Origin of the sequence: Pseudomonas fluorescens HK44 (assembly GCF_000217955.3) — a bacterium.
Lineage (GTDB): Bacteria > Pseudomonadota > Gammaproteobacteria > Pseudomonadales > Pseudomonadaceae > Aquipseudomonas > Aquipseudomonas fluorescens_AQ.
Map to the genome: position 1 here is coordinate 38,847 of NZ_AFOY02000019.1, position 16,741 is coordinate 55,587.

Annotated in this window: 14 protein-coding genes; 12 read left to right on the forward strand and 2 right to left on the reverse strand. The window is 57.0% G+C overall.

Annotation, left to right across the window (positions count from 1 at the left end; all coding sequences use genetic code 11):
- Nucleotides 1-17 precede the first annotated feature (17 nt).
- From HK44_RS22630 to map, 6 genes are all read left to right on the forward strand, one after another.
- On the forward strand, nt 18-443 hold the full coding sequence (locus HK44_RS22630) for a F0F1 ATP synthase subunit epsilon (RefSeq protein WP_019694390.1): 426 nt from the start codon (nt 18-20) through the stop codon (nt 441-443).
- A 117-nt stretch (nt 444-560) separates the two neighbouring features.
- Entirely contained in the window at nt 561-1,928 is a 1,368-nt protein-coding gene (gene glmU, locus HK44_RS22635) for a bifunctional UDP-N-acetylglucosamine diphosphorylase/glucosamine-1-phosphate N-acetyltransferase GlmU (RefSeq protein ID WP_019694389.1), read from the forward strand.
- Nucleotides 1,929-2,132: 204 nt separating this feature from the next.
- Nucleotides 2,133-2,909 carry a DeoR/GlpR family DNA-binding transcription regulator gene (locus tag HK44_RS22640; protein WP_019694388.1) on the forward strand — a complete coding sequence of 259 codons (777 nt, stop codon included), beginning with the start codon at nt 2,133-2,135 and terminating at the stop codon, nt 2,907-2,909.
- 1 nt (nt 2,910) lies between these two features.
- Nucleotides 2,911-4,743 carry a glutamine--fructose-6-phosphate transaminase (isomerizing) gene (glmS, locus tag HK44_RS22645; RefSeq protein WP_019694387.1) on the forward strand — a complete coding sequence of 611 codons (1,833 nt, stop codon included), beginning with the start codon at nt 2,911-2,913 and terminating at the stop codon, nt 4,741-4,743.
- Nucleotides 4,744-5,053: 310 nt separating this feature from the next.
- Nucleotides 5,054-5,284: a hypothetical protein gene (locus tag HK44_RS22650; protein WP_019694386.1), complete on the forward strand. Its 231-nt coding sequence runs from the start codon at nt 5,054-5,056 to the stop codon at nt 5,282-5,284.
- A 525-nt stretch (nt 5,285-5,809) separates the two neighbouring features.
- Nucleotides 5,810-6,601, forward strand: coding sequence for a type I methionyl aminopeptidase (gene map / locus HK44_RS22655; RefSeq protein ID WP_019694385.1), 792 nt, complete (start codon nt 5,810-5,812; stop codon nt 6,599-6,601).
- A 176-nt stretch (nt 6,602-6,777) separates the two neighbouring features.
- Here the strand turns inward: map and HK44_RS22660 are convergent, their stop codons facing one another.
- Nucleotides 6,778-7,008 (reverse strand): hypothetical protein, encoded by a 231-nt coding sequence (locus tag HK44_RS22660; protein ID WP_024265134.1) that lies wholly within the window; start codon nt 7,006-7,008, stop codon nt 6,778-6,780.
- A 161-nt stretch (nt 7,009-7,169) separates the two neighbouring features.
- Here HK44_RS22660 and HK44_RS22665 point away from each other — a divergent pair, with 161 nt between their 5' ends.
- Complete coding sequence (locus HK44_RS22665; protein ID WP_019694383.1) at nt 7,170-8,828, forward strand: SulP family inorganic anion transporter; 1,659 nt, start codon at nt 7,170-7,172, stop codon at nt 8,826-8,828.
- A 64-nt stretch (nt 8,829-8,892) separates the two neighbouring features.
- Here HK44_RS22665 and HK44_RS22670 read toward each other — a convergent pair whose 3' ends face one another.
- The gene (locus HK44_RS22670) at nt 8,893-9,078 is read right to left on the reverse strand and encodes a ribbon-helix-helix protein, CopG family (protein WP_019694382.1); all 186 of its coding nucleotides are present in this window, start codon (nt 9,076-9,078) and stop codon (nt 8,893-8,895) included.
- Nucleotides 9,079-9,860: 782 nt separating this feature from the next.
- On the opposite strand from HK44_RS22670, the gene HK44_RS22675 reads away from it, so the two are divergent.
- The 5 genes from HK44_RS22675 to HK44_RS22695 all read left to right on the forward strand — a co-directional run bounded on the left by HK44_RS22675 (nt 9,861) and on the right by HK44_RS22695 (nt 16,735).
- Nucleotides 9,861-11,603, forward strand: a complete 1,743-nt coding sequence (locus tag HK44_RS22675; protein ID WP_019694381.1) for an ABC transporter permease — start codon at nt 9,861-9,863, stop codon at nt 11,601-11,603.
- A 14-nt stretch (nt 11,604-11,617) separates the two neighbouring features.
- Nucleotides 11,618-12,940 carry an ABC transporter ATP-binding protein gene (locus HK44_RS22680; RefSeq protein WP_019694380.1) on the forward strand — a complete coding sequence of 441 codons (1,323 nt, stop codon included), beginning with the start codon at nt 11,618-11,620 and terminating at the stop codon, nt 12,938-12,940.
- A gap of 43 nt (nt 12,941-12,983) precedes the next feature.
- Nucleotides 12,984-13,886 (forward strand): LysR family transcriptional regulator, encoded by a 903-nt coding sequence (locus tag HK44_RS22685; RefSeq protein ID WP_019694379.1) that lies wholly within the window; start codon nt 12,984-12,986, stop codon nt 13,884-13,886.
- Between the two features lie 130 nt (nt 13,887-14,016).
- Complete coding sequence (locus HK44_RS22690; RefSeq protein WP_019694378.1) at nt 14,017-14,640, forward strand: glutathione S-transferase family protein; 624 nt, start codon at nt 14,017-14,019, stop codon at nt 14,638-14,640.
- 64 nt (nt 14,641-14,704) lie between these two features.
- Nucleotides 14,705-16,735, forward strand: coding sequence for a pyridoxamine 5'-phosphate oxidase family protein (locus tag HK44_RS22695; protein ID WP_019694377.1), 2,031 nt, complete (start codon nt 14,705-14,707; stop codon nt 16,733-16,735).
- Nucleotides 16,736-16,741 lie beyond the last annotated feature (6 nt).

Below are 16,741 nucleotides of genomic sequence, written 5' to 3' on the forward strand. Positions count from 1 at the left end.
TAGGTTGAGGCAATCAGATGGCTATGACAGTCCATTGCGACATCGTCAGTGCGGAAGGGGAAATCTTCTCTGGTCTGGTCGAGATGGTGATTGCGCACGGTGATCTGGGTGATCTTGGTATCGCTCTGGGTCACGCTCCGCTGATCACTAATCTGAAACCAGGTCCGATCCGCTTGATCAAGCAGGGCGGGGAAACCGAGGTGTTTTACATCTCCGGTGGTTTCCTCGAGGTTCAGCCGAACATGGTCAAGGTGCTTGCCGACACTGTGCAACGTGCTGCCGACCTGGACGAAGCCTCCGCTCAGCTAGCCGTTCAGGCTGCTGAGAAGGCCTTGCATGAAAGAGGAGCCGAGTTCGACTACGGTTCCGCTGCCGCTCGTCTGGCCGAGGCGACAGCTCAGCTGCGCACCGTCCAGCAGATCCGCAAGAAGTTCGGCGGCTGATAAGCCTCCCGCTTGTTGTGTGATTGATTAAAAAGGGTAGCCTCGGCTACCCTTTTTCTTTTTCTGCAAATTACCTCTTGGTCGCAGCCGCTGACCTCCCAGGATTGGTAGCCAGTCATGTCTCTAGAAATCGTTATTCTCGCTGCGGGTCAAGGCACTCGCATGCGTTCCGCTCTGCCGAAGGTGCTTCACCCGGTGGCGGGGAACTCCATGCTTGGCCACGTTATCCACAGCGCCCGCCAACTTGATCCACAACGCATTCACGTGGTGATCGGCCATGGTGCCGACGCGGTACGCGAGCGTCTGGCGGCAGATGACTTGAACTTCGTGTTGCAGGACAAACAACTCGGCACAGGTCACGCAGTGGCCCAGGCTGTACCGTTCATCACCGCCGATACCGTGTTGATTCTTTACGGTGACGTGCCGCTGATTGAAGTCCCGACCCTGCAACGCCTGCTCAAGCTTGTGGCGCCGCTGCAGATGGGGCTATTGACCGTCGAGCTCGATGACCCGACGGGTTATGGCCGTATCGTACGCAATGCCGATGGTCGGGTAACCGCTATCGTCGAACACAAAGATGCCAGCGAAGCCGAGCGTACGATTACTGAAGGCAACACCGGCATTCTTGCGGTACCGGCCAGTCATCTGGGCGACTGGATGAGCCGGCTTTCGAACAACAATGCCCAAGGCGAGTACTACCTGACCGACGTGATTGCCATGGCAGTCAACGACGGTCTGGTGGTGGACACCGAGCAACCTCACGACGCGATGGAAGTGCAGGGCGCCAACGACCGCATACAGCTCGCAGAGCTTGAGCGTCACTATCAGTTGCGCGAAGGCCGCCGTCTGATGGCCCAGGGCGTGACGTTGCGCGATCCGGCGCGTTTTGATGTGCGCGGTGAAGTGACCGTCGGCCGTGATGTGCTGATCGACATCAACGTGATCCTCGAAGGCCGTGTGATCATCGAAGACGACGTGGTCATTGGCCCGAACTGCGTGATCAAGGACAGCACCCTGCGCAAGGGTGTGGTAATCAAGGCCAACAGCCACATCGAAGGCGCGGTATTGGGCGAGGGCAGCGATGCCGGCCCATTCGCGCGCCTGCGTCCGGGTACTGTGCTGGAAGCCCGCGCCCATGTGGGTAACTTTGTCGAACTGAAGAATGCCCATCTGGGTGAAGGCGCCAAGGCCGGCCACTTGACCTATCTGGGCGATGCCGAAGTCGGTGCGCGGACCAACATTGGCGCCGGCACCATCACCTGCAACTATGATGGCGTCAACAAGTGGAAGACAGTTCTGGGTGAAGATGTATTCATTGGCTCCAACAACTCGTTGGTAGCGCCTGTGGATATCCTGGACGGCGCGACCACTGCGGCGGGTTCGACGATTACCTCGACTGTGGATAAGTCCCAGTTGGCCGTTGGTCGAGCTCGGCAGAAGAATATCGATGGCTGGAAGCGTCCGGTGAAATCCCAGAAGAGCTGAGTTATCCACAGATCATCAGATCGAAAGATCGCAGCCTGCGGCAGCTCCTATGGTGATCTCGTCTACACCACCCGTAGGAGCTGCCGCAGGTTGCGATCTTTTTATGGGTTATCCACAGACATTTTTTTGATGCATCAGCTTGACTAGGTTTCGCTGATAGGTTTTGATTGCTTTCGTTATCTTTCGAATCGAAACTTTTAAGCCATGTCAAAGCGCAATACACCCCAGCGGCGCCACAATATCCTTGCCTTGCTCACTGAGCAGGGTGAAGTCAGTGTGGATGAATTGGCCAAGCGTTTTGAAACCTCTGAAGTTACAATTCGCAAAGATTTGGCGGCACTTGAAAGCAATGGCTTGTTGTTACGCCGTTACGGCGGCGCAATCACCATGCCGCAAGAGTTGGTCAGTGACCCGAGTCAACTCGTTTCGCAGTACAAGCAGGCCATTGCCCATGCAGCGGTGGCGCGTATTCGTGAACATGCGCGGATCATTATCGACAGTGGCAGCACCACGGCGGCAATGATTCCACAACTTGGCCAACAGCCGGGCCTGGTCGTCATGACCAATTCGTTGTACGTCGCCAATGCGTTGAGCGAACTTGAGCATGAACCGGTGCTGTTGATGACCGGTGGAACCTGGGACCCGCATTCCGAGTCATTCCAGGGGCAGGTCGCCGAGCAGGTCCTTCGCTCTTACGATTTTGATCAGTTGTTCATCGGTGCCGATGGCATTGATCTGGTACGAGGTACCACGACCTTTAACGAATTGCTCGGTCTAAGCCGAGTGATGGCCGATGTGGCCCGTGAAGTGATCGTGATGGTCGAATCCGACAAGATCGGCCGCAAAATTCCAAACCTGGAGCTGCCATGGAGCAGCGTCCATACCCTTATTACCGATGATCGCCTGCCGCAAGAGGCTCGCGACCAGATTCAGGCCCGCGGCATTAATGTGATATGCGCGGCAGTCAGCCAGGAGAGATAGCATGTGTGGAATTGTCGGTGCAGTCGCGGAACGTAATATCACCGCCATTTTGCTCGAAGGTCTGAAGCGCCTCGAATACCGCGGCTACGACAGCGCCGGTGTGGCGGTTTACACCAACGGTGAAAAACTCGAGCGCATGCGTCGCCCGGGCAAGGTCAGCGAACTGGAACAGGCTCTGGCACAAGAACCGCTGGTTGGCCGTCTTGGCATCGCCCACACCCGTTGGGCCACTCACGGTGCGCCATGCGAACGTAACGCTCACCCGCATTTCTCCGGTGATCTGGCGGTGGTGCACAACGGCATCATCGAAAACCATGAAGCCCTGCGTGAGCAGCTCAAGGCACTGGGTTACGTGTTCACCTCGGACACCGATACCGAAGTCATTGCCCACCTGCTGAACCACAAACTCAAAGAACTCCCCGACCTGACCGTCGCCCTCAAGGCCACCGTCAAGGAGCTGCACGGCGCTTACGGCCTGGCCGTTATCAGCGCGCAACAACCGGATCGTCTGATCGCAGCTCGCAGTGGCAGCCCGCTGGTGATCGGCCTGGGTCTGGGCGAAAACTTCCTCGCGTCCGACCAACTGGCACTGCGTCAGGTCACAGACCGTTTCACGTACCTGGAAGAAGGCGACATCGCTGAGATCCGCCGTGACAGCGTGCAGATCTGGGATATCGACGGCAACGTTGTCGAGCGTGAAGCGGTGCAGTACCGCGATAACACCGAATCCGCCGAGAAGGGCGAGTTCCGTCACTACATGCTCAAGGAAATCCACGAGCAACCGTCGGTCGTGCAACGTACCCTGGAAGGCCGCCTTGGCCCGAATCAGGTGTTGGTCCAAGCGTTCGGTCCACAAGCCGCCGAGCTGTTCGCCAAGGTCCGCAATGTGCAGATCGTTGCCTGCGGCACCAGCTATCACGCCGGTATGGTGGCGCGTTACTGGCTGGAGGAACTGGCCGGGATCCCGTGCCAGGTCGAAGTCGCCAGCGAATTCCGCTATCGCAAAGTGGTTGTGCAGCCCGATTCGCTGTTCGTCACGATCTCCCAGTCGGGCGAAACCGCCGACACCCTGGCCGCACTGCGCAATGCCAAAGAGCTGGGTTTCCTCGCCAGCCTGGCGATCTGCAACGTTGGTATCAGCTCGCTGGTGCGTGAATCCGACCTGACGCTGCTGACCCAGGCCGGTCGCGAAATCGGTGTGGCATCGACCAAAGCGTTCACCACTCAGTTGGTGGGGCTGCTACTGCTGACCCTGTCTCTGGGTCAGGTGCGCGGCACCTTGTCCAAAGACGTGGAAGCCGAGTTGGTGGAAGAGCTGCGTCGCTTGCCGGCTCGTCTGGGCGAAGCGCTGGCCATGGACAGCACCGTCGAAAAAGTTGCCGAACTGTTCGCCGACAAGCACCACACGCTGTTCCTCGGTCGTGGTGCACAGTACCCGGTGGCGATGGAAGGCTCGCTCAAGCTCAAGGAAATCTCCTACATCCACGCTGAAGCCTACCCGGCCGGCGAACTCAAGCACGGCCCGCTGGCGCTGGTTGACGACGACATGCCGGTGGTCACGGTGGCACCGAACAACGAGTTGTTGGAGAAGCTCAAATCCAACCTGCAGGAAGTTCGTGCCCGTGGCGGCCAGTTGATTGTGTTTGCTGACGAAAAAGCCGGGATGAGCAATGGCGAAGGCACGCATGTGGTCAACATGCCGCACATCCACGACATCCTGTCGCCGATCCTCTACACCATTCCGCTGCAACTGCTCTCGTACTACGTCGCCGTGCTTAAAGGCACTGACGTTGACCAGCCGCGTAACCTGGCGAAGTCGGTGACTGTGGAGTAAGTCATCGCGGTGACCCGGCCTTGGTGGCTGTTGACAACAGATTTTGACACAACGGCTAAGCCCCTGTTTTCAGGGGCTTTTCTGTTTCTGGCAGGCACCATTTGTCTGATGATGATCCTCTGACCCTCAGTCAGCATTAGCGCCTCATGGCTAGTCTCCGAGGGGGTATATGTGCATAATATTATCATGTAGTGATAATGCAAAGACAATCGGCTGGCGCTGCCTCAGGCATCAGCGATACCTCCTGATTCGTTGTCGGGAAGCAAAATCATGCACGAGAACAGAAATACGTGAACGTTCGGAGACCCGCATGAAACGTGAGGACGTAAAAACCAGACAAGAAGAAGGCATTCAGTTTGACACCCATTTGATTGCCAACCCGGCTAATACCCGCGAGTGGATTGTCTTCTTCAAGAAGAATGCTGGAAGAAGCTTCTTCCTGGTCAATGACAACGAAGAAATCGAATCATTTCGACATCTGGATGATTTAATTCATGAACTTCGGGATGTCGGTATCAAGGTGGCTGAAATTCACTTTTGAATTCTTTTTCCTTGGAGTGTCATCATGCCTGTCAGGATCGAGCATCTGTCTAGTCAGAGTGAAAAACTATGGTCTGTGTGTGTCGGTACCCGGCGAATTCAGTTTCGTAATGAGCAAGGTGCCCGAGACTATGCGGCCAAGCTTAAAGAACGCATTGAAGCACCGCATGTATACCCTCGGGCATTGCCGGCCGCTTACAATCGGGATCGCTGGAAATGATTATTTTTGCGCATTTATTCTGATGTCATTCACGGCCTGTATTTAAATAAACAGTAGAGTGACTATGTTGAAAGCATATCGGATGACATGTACGAGGATTGTGTATCACCCGTAGTTCACTGCGCCGTTCCATTAGCATTCACATCGAGTGTTGGCTGCACATCGGAATGCCGTCGGAGCTGTTTCCGTATAGGGACCCTGACCCTATCAGTGTGGAACCGGCCGTGGCGTTGACCCTATCGCCCTGTCTACTCTTGTTGAGTTCAATTAAAGAGCATCTGTTCATTCAGTATTCGGAGTCATGTAATGAGGGCGAAAGTTTTAACTAAAAAACCGGGAGAGATCGTCCTGTCACGTGCGGCGGGAAAACTGGCGGCTGAGGTGTTGAGCATGATTGCGCCTCATGTGAAACCAGGCGTTTCCACCAACGAACTCGATCGGCTGTGCCATGACTACATTGTCAATGTGCAGAAGGCGATCCCCGCCAACGTTGGTTACCACGGTTTCCCAAAGACAGTGTGCACCTCCGTCAACCATGTGGTGTGTCACGGAGTTCCGTCGGATAAAAAGCTCAGGGATGGCGATATTATCAATATCGACATCGCGGTCCTTAAGGATGGTTGGTTCGGTGATACAAGCCGTATGTACTTTGTAGGTGAGCCAAGCCCTGAAGCTCGCCGGCTAGTGGATACCACCTACGAGGCGATGCGTGCCGGCATTTATGCCGTTGGTCCCGGCGCCACACTAGGTGATGTCGGGCATGCCATTCAAACGGTGGCACACCGTGAGGGCTACAGCGTTGTGCGGGAATACTGCGGTCACGGCATTGGGATGGTTTACCACGATGAGCCTCAGGTACTTCACTACGGGAACCCGGGTGAAGGTCTGAAACTGAAACCGGGCATGATCTTCACCATCGAGCCGATGCTGAACGCCGGAAAGCATCATGTAAGGACGCTGGGTGACGGCTGGACGGTGGTCACCAAGGACCTTTCACTCTCGGCGCAATGGGAGCATATGGTCCTGGTGACTGACGACGGTTTCGAGGTTTTGACGCCTTGGCCTGACGGTACCGAAGAGTACATGGAGATTCTCTAAGTCAGATGCTCTTTCCCTTGCACACCGGGGTACCGGATCGGTCCCGGCGCCACTTTCATCGGTTGTGCTAAATGCCGTTGTGCAAGTTGCTTGATCACTTGCCAGGTGATGTGCAAGAACCTGAGTGTCCTGCAATCGTACCTCCACTGTCTGATCACCCTCCAGGGGAGGGACAATCAGAAATGAATTTCAGCAGACTTGATGCCAATCTCCCGAAGCTCATGGATCAGGTCATCCAGGTGTCCAAATGACTCGACTTCTTCATTGTCATTGACCAGAAAGTAACTGCTTCCCGCCTCTTTTTTGAAAAGGATGATCCACTCGTGCGTGTTGGCCGGGTTGGCTATCACATGCGTGTCGAAGTGCATGCCTTCACCGTGTTTGGTTTTGACGTCTTCGCGTTTCATGTGGATCTCCGAGGGTGGACTCATGTTGTCCACGAACATGATTCTGGATCATTCAGCACTGGTTTTTCAGCGTCGCAGATGCTGTGCCAAGGGTATTTCAATGACTTTACTATTATCACTTCATGTGAATATTATGCACATGAAACCAGAGAGGGCTAGTCATGATTGCGATACGAGAAGCCTGGAAAGCAGGCCTGTTGCGGCCTGAACACTGGCTTCGAAATATCGTCTCTGGAGTCATCGTCGGCGTCGTGGCGCTGCCCTTGGCCATGGCGTTTGCCATCGCCTCAGGCGTCAAGCCCGAGCAAGGAATTTACACAGCCATCATTAGCGGTCTCCTGGTTTCTCTCTTTGGAGGGAGCCGTCTTCAGATCGCAGGCCCGACAGGGGCATTCGTCGTCATTTTGTCCGGAGTGACCGCCAAATACGGCGTTGATGGCTTGCAGATCGCGACGATAATGGCGGGGGCGATTTTGTTATTGCTCGGTATCACCAAACTTGGGGCCATCATCAAGTTCATCCCCGACCCGGTGATCGTCGGATTCACCGCCGGCATTGGTGTGATCATTTGGGTCGGGCAGTGGAAAGATTTCTTCGGTTTGCCGAAAATCAGCGGTGAGCATTTCCATGAGCGACTCTGGCACCTGGTTCAGGCTCTCCCCAGCTTTCATGTACCCACGACACTGTTAGCACTCTCGAGTCTGGTGCTGGTGATCACCGCCCCCAAAATACCTGGCATAAGACGTGTTCCCGGCCCCTTGATCGCTATGGTCGTTGTAACGGCACTGCAGTCATATTTTCAGTTCGCCGGCGTTGCAACCATCGGGAGTGCTTTCGGGGGGATTCCTCAAGGATTGCCTGCGGTCGGCCTTCCCGCAATAACACTGCCTCAAGTGATTGAATTGATTGGCCCGGCATTCGCCATCGCAATGTTGGGCGCTATCGAGTCATTACTGTCTGCTGTTGTCGCCGACGGTATGGCCGGTACCAAGCATGACTCCAATCAGGAGTTAATCGGCCAAGGCATCGCTAACCTGGTCACCCCTTTGTTCGGTGGCTTTGCCGCGACAGGTGCAATTGCTCGAACCGCTACCAACATCCGCAATGGAGGCAACAGTCCCATCGCGGGTTTTGTACATGCGCTCACATTGATATTGCTGATTTTATTCCTGGCGCCGTTGGCTTCGGATATTCCGCTGTGTGCGTTGGCAGCGATCCTGTTTGTGGTCGCCTACAACATGAGTGAATTGAAACATTTCCAGCGCATGGTCAAGCGCGCCCCGAAAGCCGACGTCGCGATACTTCTCATCACCTTCAGCCTGACCGTTTTCAGCGATTTAGCGATCGCAGTGAACATTGGTGTCATTCTTGCGATGCTGCAATTCATGCGTCGGATGGCATCTTCTGTCGAAGTGCAGCAAATGGTCGAAAAAGAGCTTGAGGTTGAGTTACGGATCAATGGGCACGTTCGTCTGCCGCCTGGCGTTTTGGTGTACACCATTGAAGGGCCGCTTTTCTTTGGCGCAGCAGAAACCTTTGAGCGCGTTCTGGCCCAAACGCACACCGATCCGGGGACACTGATTATTCGTCTAAAGCGAGTGCCGTTCATGGACATAACGGGCTTACAAACGCTGCTTGAAGTCATTGAGCACTTACGCAAGCGCAGCATTGTCGTAAAACTGTGCGAAGCCAACGACAAAGTCCTGGGCAAGCTGGATAGAGCGGGAATACTCCAGGCGCTTGGTTCAGAGCATTATCATGCCGACTTCAGTGGCGCATTGGGCGGTTTCGAGATCGACAAGGCGCCACGCCTCGGCTGAGCTGGAGCTTTAGTAGGCAGAGCGATGAACGGGCTCCCGACGTGCCGGCCCGATGGCGAGTGAACTACTTACCATTGGCCGCTATTTTGCTTTTGGTCGCGTAGGACACGCCATGTGTCTCCAGGTAGTCTCGAATAAGCTGACGGACGACCTGTGAAGGCGTCAGGTCCTGAGATGCACAGAGCTCCTCAAGGGCTTTTTTCTTGACGGGATCAATGAGCACAGTCAGTCGTGCAGTCTTATTTTCCATGGAGTTGCCAGTACCCTAAGGCGTTCGATGATAATCAAATTCTAATGGCCGAGGCTTTGTTTGTCATCGTTTAGGTTCGTAACGGCTCGTAGGATCAACTGTGCTCAATAAGTGGAGAGACGCTCCAGCCAGAAATGATACTCATTGCAGGGGGAGTGGCAACGTTTTTGGGCAATCACCACTCAGCCTGGATTGCTTTTGACTGAACCTTGCAAGCGTCAACAGACCCTGGCAAAAGACTCTTAACCTTGGGGATATTCGTATCTGGCTCTCCCGGTTTGGCACTGATCCCGCCAAAGAGATGGTGAGCATTCACAAATGCGTAAAAAATACGTCAAGTTTATGTTTCTGTAACAATTTGAAACGTACAATCCGCCCCGGAAATGGAGCGTGTCGGCGTCGATTTCGATTACGCGTGCCGTTGGCAAAATCTGCTGGCTGGATGACGTCGTGCTTTTCCCGTCCAAATGTCCTTTTCACTCCCGTTCAGGAGACTCCAGCCATGGATCCTGCCCATTCTCGGCGGGCCGCCCATTGAGATGCCGAGTGAGGTACAGAGGGTAAACGATGTGTTCAGGCACCTTGGTGTTCTGAGCCACTGAACCATTTCTGCATCCCCGTAGCGTTCGTTTGTGTGGCCTCCCTCCGTCGTTTTATTACCCCGCTAGAGTTTACTTGGCTGTGCGTCAACTGCTTGTTGAACTGTACTGTGCTCAATCGCTCTAGAAACTGTTGATGGGTGGTCAACGATCACCACCAGAACGCTACTGGAATCGCTGAACATGAATAGGGTATTGCGTCATTACATACCGGCCACGGCACAACGGTTGCTTCCCAATCGCTGGGACCTGATCGCCATGCCGTTGGTGATTGGCTTCCTGCTGTTTTTCTCGATTGGCGCACACGATACCTGGGCCCCGATCTCGACGTTGCAGACGCAGGTCATTTCGCTGGACCCGGCCGACTTGCCCGAATATGCGATCCGCACCACGTTGCGCATGCTAGCGGCCATGGTGGCGGCGCTGATTTTCACTCTGGTTTACGGGACGTTGGCGGCCAAGAGCCGTCGCGCAGAGAAACTGCTGGTGCCAGTACTGGACATTCTGCAATCGGTGCCGGTGCTGGGTTATATCTCGTTTACCGTGACATTTTTCCTGCTGTTGTTTCCAGGACGTGTACTGGGCGCGGAGTGCGCGGCGATCTTTGCCATTTTCACCAGCCAGGCCTGGAACATGACGTTCAGCTTCTATCAGTCGCTGCGTACGGTGCCTCGGGATCTGGAGGAGGTGTCCAGCAACCTGCAGCTTTCCGGCTGGCAAAAATTCTGGAAACTCGATGTGCCGTTCGCCATTCCGGGCCTGGTCTGGAACATGATGATGAGCATGTCCGGAGGCTGGTTCTTCGTGGTGGCCTCTGAAGCGATCACCGTGGGTGACAAGACCATCACCTTGCCGGGCGTCGGTTCCTATCTGGCGACGGCCATCGAACAACGCGACATGCACGCCGTGGGTTACGTCATTCTGGCGATGATTGCGGTCATCCTGATTTACGACCAATTCCTGTTCCGGCCGCTGGTGGCCTGGGCCGACAAATTCCGCATGGAAGACACCGCTTCCCAGGCCGGGAGTCCTGAGTCGTGGGTGCTGAATCTGATCCAGCGCACCCGCGTCGTTCAGCGCCTGTTGCGGCCTTTTCTCAGGGCCATTGTGCGTATCACCAACATGCGCCTGAGCCTGCCACGCTCCAACGCGTCGGCTGTTCCGCCCAGCCCGACGGTTTCAAGGGCTATCGATTGGGTCTGGGGCGGGGCGATTGCGCTAATGACCCTGTACGCGCTGTATCACATCGTGATTTATGTCGGTAGCGAGGTGACGCTGGGCGAGCTCTGGCATGTGATCGGTCTGGGCACCATCACCCTGTTGCGGGTCGCTCTGTTGATACTGGTGGCCTCGTTGATCTGGGTCCCGCTGGGCGTGATGATCGGCTTGCGTCCGCATCTGGCGGAGAAAATCCAGCCGCTGGCCCAGTTCCTCGCGGCGTTCCCGGCGAACCTGTTGTTTCCGGTATTTGTCATCGTGATTCTGCGTTATCAGTTGAACCCGGACATCTGGTTAAGCCCGCTGATCGTGCTGGGCACGCAGTGGTACATCCTGTTCAACGTGATCGCTGGTGCCAGCGCCTTTCCCAACGACTTCCGCGAGGCTGCGACCAATTTCCGCATTAGCGGCTGGCAGTGGTGGCGCAAGGTCATGCTGCCCGGCATCTTTCCTTATTACGTGACCGGTGCGATTACCGCCTCGGGCGGGGCGTGGAACGCCAGTATCGTGTCCGAATTCGTTTCCTGGGGGCAGGACAAGGTGGTCGCTCACGGTTTGGGGGCCTACATCGCTCAGACCACTGCGGCTGGCGACTTTCCGAAAATCACTTTGGGCGTGGTGGTGATGTCGTTCTTTGTCGTGGCGTTCAACCGCGTGCTGTGGCGGCCGTTGTACGCGATCGCTGAAAACAAACTCCGTCTGAATTAACAGGTGTCGATTTGATGAATAGCCAGACTGAAAAAACAGGCGCGTACTCCGAAATTTATGCACTCAAGAACGTCTGTCGAGGCTTCGGCAAGGGCAAGGACGAGTTACAGGTACTCAGCGATGTCGATCTGACCCTGCGCGAGGGTGAAATCGTCGGCATGCTGGGTCGCTCCGGCTCCGGCAAGTCGACGCTGCTACGAATCATTGCCGGTCTGATCCTGCCCTCCTCAGGCGAGGTTCGCTATAACGGCTCGTTGTTGACCGGACCAGCCGAAGGCGTGGCCATGGTCTTTCAGACTTTTGCCCTGTTTCCCTGGCTGACGGTTCTGGAAAACGTCGAAGCCGGTCTTCAGGCGTTGCAGGTCGAACCCAAGGCTGCGCGCAAGCGTGCACTGGCAGCGATCGACCTGATCGGCCTCGACGGTTTCGAAAACGCCTACCCTCGAGAACTGTCGGGCGGCATGCGCCAGCGCGTAGGCTTTGCCCGGGCGCTGGTGGTCAATCCGACCCTGCTGTTGATGGATGAGCCTTTCTCGGCGCTGGATGTACTGACGGCAGAAACCCTGAGAACCGACTTGCTGGACCTGTGGAGCGGCGGTCAGTTGCCGATCAAGTCGATCCTGATCGTGACCCACAACATCGAAGAGGCGGTGTTGATGTGCGACCGCGTGTTGGTGTTGTCGTCGAACCCTGGCCGGGTCGTGGCACAAATCAAGGTGCCGTTCGCTCACCCGCGCAACCGTCTGGACCCGGCCTTTCGCAAAATGGTCGATGACATCTATGCATTGATGACCAACCGGCGCAGTGCCGACGCCAAAACCGGCAAGGCCGAACTGCAATTGGGCAGCCCGTTGCCTGACGTGTCGACCAACCTGATGGCGGGTCTTATTTCTGCACTGGCGGCCGAGCCTTATTATGGGCAGGACAGCCTCTCCAATGTCGCCGAGCGTCTGTTGCTGGAGGTCGATGACCTGTTTCCGGTGGCGGAGATGCTCGAGCATCTGGGGTTTGCCGAGCTCAAGGGCGCCGACATCAAGCTGACCGACGCGGGCAAGCTGTTTGATGAGTACGGCACTCAGGAACGCAAAACCATTTTTGCTGACCATCTGCTCAGGTATGTGCCCTTGGCCGCCCGTATTCGCCAGGTGTTGCAGGAACGACGCGGTCACTGGGCGCCGCGTGTGCGTTTCGAGCAGGAGCTGGGAGACTCGCTGAGTGACGCCGCGGTAGAAGAAACGCTGGAGAACGTGATCAGTTGGGGCCGGTACGCTGAAATATTCTCTTATGACGACAACACCGAGACTTTCAGTCTGGAGGATGTCGAAGGCAGTCTGTAACCGGCTTATTCAAGGTCGGACACGACGATGCAACAGGTAGCTCATGGACAGACTCCAGGAAATGCAGGTATTCGTCGCCGTCGCGCAAGAGCAGGGTTTTTCTGCGGCGGCACGGCGTCTGGGGTTGTCGGCGGCCAGTGTGACACGGGCGGTGGCGGCGCTGGAGGCGCGTATTGGCACTCAACTGCTGACACGGACCACGCGCAGTCTGCATTTGAGCGAGGCCGGTCAGCGTTATCTGGAAGACTGTCGACGCATTCTGGCGGACATTCAGGAAGCCGAGGCGTCAGCTGCCGGCAGTCACGCGCAACCGCGTGGGCAGCTGACGATCACCGCGCCAGTGTTGTTCGGTGAGTTGTTCGTCACACCGGTGATGGTTGGCTACCTTGAGCAATTTCCCGATATCAGTATCAACGCGTTGCTGGTCGACCGGGTGGTGAGCATGGTCGAAGAAGGTATCGACGTCGCCGTGCGCATCGGTGAGCTGCCCGACAGCAGCCAGCACGCCATTCAGGTGGGCGAGGTGCGGCGGGTTATCTGCGGGTCTCCCGATTATCTGAGGCGTCATGGCCGGCCTGTGCATCCCAATGATCTGGGCCGAGCGCGGATTGTTGCCACCTCGTCCATTGGGCAACAGCGAAACTGGCCCTTTACCGAGGCCGGTGAGGTGTTGAGCATTCGCCCCGAACCGCGTCTGGTGGTCACGGCAAATCAGGCGGCAATCACGGCCGCCGCTCTGGGGCTCGGATTGACCCGGGTTCTTTCCTATCAGGTGGCCAGCAAGGTCGCCAGCGGTGAGCTGGAAATCGTCCTGCAAGACTTCGAACTGCCGCCGTTGCCCATCCATGTGGTGTACCAGGGCGGGCGCAAGGCGCCGGTGCGGGTACGCAGTTTCGTGGATTATGCGGTGAAGGCATTGCGTGAACATCCGGCATTGCGCGCCTGAGGTGTTATTGCATTGGGTGAAATGATCGATTGTGTTTTCTGGTTATTCTGCTGTTTGGATGGCAGGTGGAAGATAGCGCCACTTAGCGCCGTTCTCTCCTGAACGGCGCAATCCAGCCGCGGAGTCGACTATGCACGCCATCAAACTCTACAACTTCCCACGTTCCGGCCACGCTCACCGTGTGGAGCTGATGCTGTCGTTGCTTGAGCTGCCAACCGAACTGATCTTTGTCGATCTGGCGAAAGGTGCACACAAACAGCCGGACTTTCTTGCACTCAATGCCTTTGGTCAGGTCCCGGTGATCGATGACCAGGGTGTGGTGCTGGCGGACTCCAACGCAATTCTGGTGTACCTGGCGCAGAAATACGGCAAGGGCCGCTGGCTGCCTGCCGACCCGGTCGGTGCGGCCAGGGTTCAGCGCTGGTTATCGGTGGCGGCCGGGCCGATTGCCTTTGGCCCGGCGACTGCTCGGCTTATCACGGTGTTCGGTGCACCTTACAACGCCGAAGAGGTGATTGCTCGCTCCCACAATCTGCTCAAGGTGATTGATCAGGAACTGAGCAAATCGACCTATCTTGCGGGTGATGAACCGACCATTGCCGATGTTGCCGCCTACAGCTACATCGCCCATGCGCCGGAAGGCAACGTGTCGCTGGCTGACTATGCCCATGTGCGGGCCTGGCTGGCGCGGATCGAGGCCTTGCCCGGTTTTGTCGGCATGCCACGCACCGTGGCCGGTTTGCAAACGGCCTGAAGCGCTTACGACCCGGCGATGTCGGGTCGTTCACACTGCGCCGGGTGCGCAGGGGAGAACCGTGATGGAGCTTTCACCTTGGCATGCCGGCGAGAAACAGTTGCAGGCTCATGCAGGGGTTGCCGAGCGTATGGAAGCGCACGGGCGCAAGGTGATCCGCAAGCAAATGCCGGATCAGCATCGGCAGTTCTATCGGCAGCTGCCGTTTATGGTGTTCGGTGCCGTGGACGCCGACGGTAACCCTTGGGCGAGCATCCTCGAAGGCCAGCCGGGTTTCGCCCATTCCCCTGAACCTGCTCAGTTGCAACTCGACAGCCTGCCTTCGTCAGATGACCCGGCGCAATTACAGGCCGGGGCGGCGATTGGTTTGCTGGGGATCGAGTTGCACACAAGGCGGCGCAACCGGATCAACGGCCGGATCGTCACGATTGGGGCGCAAGGCCTGAGCGTCTCGGTCGAGCAGTCTTTCGGTAATTGCCCGCAGTACATTCAATTGCGGCAGTTCGAATCGGTGCCGCTGGCCGATCCGTCGACCCGTATCGCACAGCGTCTGAATGCGCTGGATGACGCCGCCACGGCGATGATTCGGCGGGCTGACACCTTCTTTGTCGCCAGTTATGTGGATGTGGATAACTCAAGGGCTGTGGACGTTTCCCACCGTGGCGGCCAGACGGGTTTCGTTCAGGTCGAGGGCGACTGTCTGACCATCCCGGATTTCGCCGGCAATCTGCACTTCAATACCTTGGGCAACCTGCTGCTCAATCCGCGGGCCGGGTTGCTGTTTATCGATTTCACTACGGGCGATCTGTTGCAGGTCAGCGGGCGCACGGAAATCATCCTCGATGGCCCACAAGTAGAAGCCTTCCAAGGCGCCGAACGGCTGTGGAAGCTGCACGTGCAGCATATCGTGCGACGGCCGGCAGCGTTGGCATTGCGCTGGCGCTTCGATGGGGTTTCGCCCACCAGTTTGATGACCGGTACCTGGGAGCAGGCTGCCGCCAGGTTGCAGGCAGCGGCATTGGGCGATCGTTGGCGGCCATTGCAGGTGTCCCGGATCGAGCGGGAAAGTCGGAGCATTCGCTCGATCTATCTGGAGCCGGCTGACGGCGCAGGGTTACCGCTGTTCCAGGCCGGGCAGCACTTACCGGTGCGTTTCACGATTGATGGCCAGGTGCATATCCGCACTTACAGTCTGTCGAGTGCTCCGTCCGATGAGTTTTTCCGCATCAGCGTGAAACGTGAAGGGTTGGTGTCGTCACATTTGCACGAACACATTCGGGTCGGTGACCTGATTGAAGCCCGCGCACCGCAAGGGCATTTCACGCTGGCCGCCAATGAACGCCGGCCGCTGGTGCTGTTGGCGGCCGGCGTCGGTATCACGCCTTTGTTGTCGATGCTCCGTGAAGTGGTTTACCAGGGCCAGCGCACACGGCGTACCCGCCCGACCTGGTTGATCCAGAGTTCGCGTAGCCTGGCTGATCAGCCATTTCGCGCTGAGCTTGAGTGCTTGCTGGAGGGCGCGGATGACGCGGTGCGGGTATTACGTCTGCTCAGCCAGCCGGAACGCGAAGCCCTGGAAGGCGAGGATTTTGACCTGACCGGGCGCATCGACCTCGCACTGCTTAAAACCATCCTGTTGGTGGAAGACTACGATCAGCTGGATTTTGTCCTGTGTGGTCCGAGCAGTTTCACTCAAGGGTTGTACGACGATTTACGTGGTCTGGACATCCGCGATGAGCGGATTCACGCCGAAACCTTTGGTCCTTCGACGCTGCGTCGGCAACCGGATCCGGAGGTGGTAGTCATTGAGCAGCCGCAAGCGGCCACCACCTCGGTCGCAGTAGAGTTTCAGCGTTCGGCCATCGATGCACGCTGGCAGCCGGAGGGCGGCAGCTTGCTGGAGTTGGCGGAAAGTCGGGGTTTGCGGCCAGAGTTCAGCTGTCGCGGCGGTTCCTGCGGCACCTGCAAGACCCGTTTGATCAGCGGTCAGGTGAATTATCCACAGCCCCCGGCGGAGTTACCCGGTGCGGGGGAAGTGCTGATTTGCTGTGCGGTTCCGGCTCAGGGCCAGCAACCGCTGGTGCTTGATCTGTAATCAGTG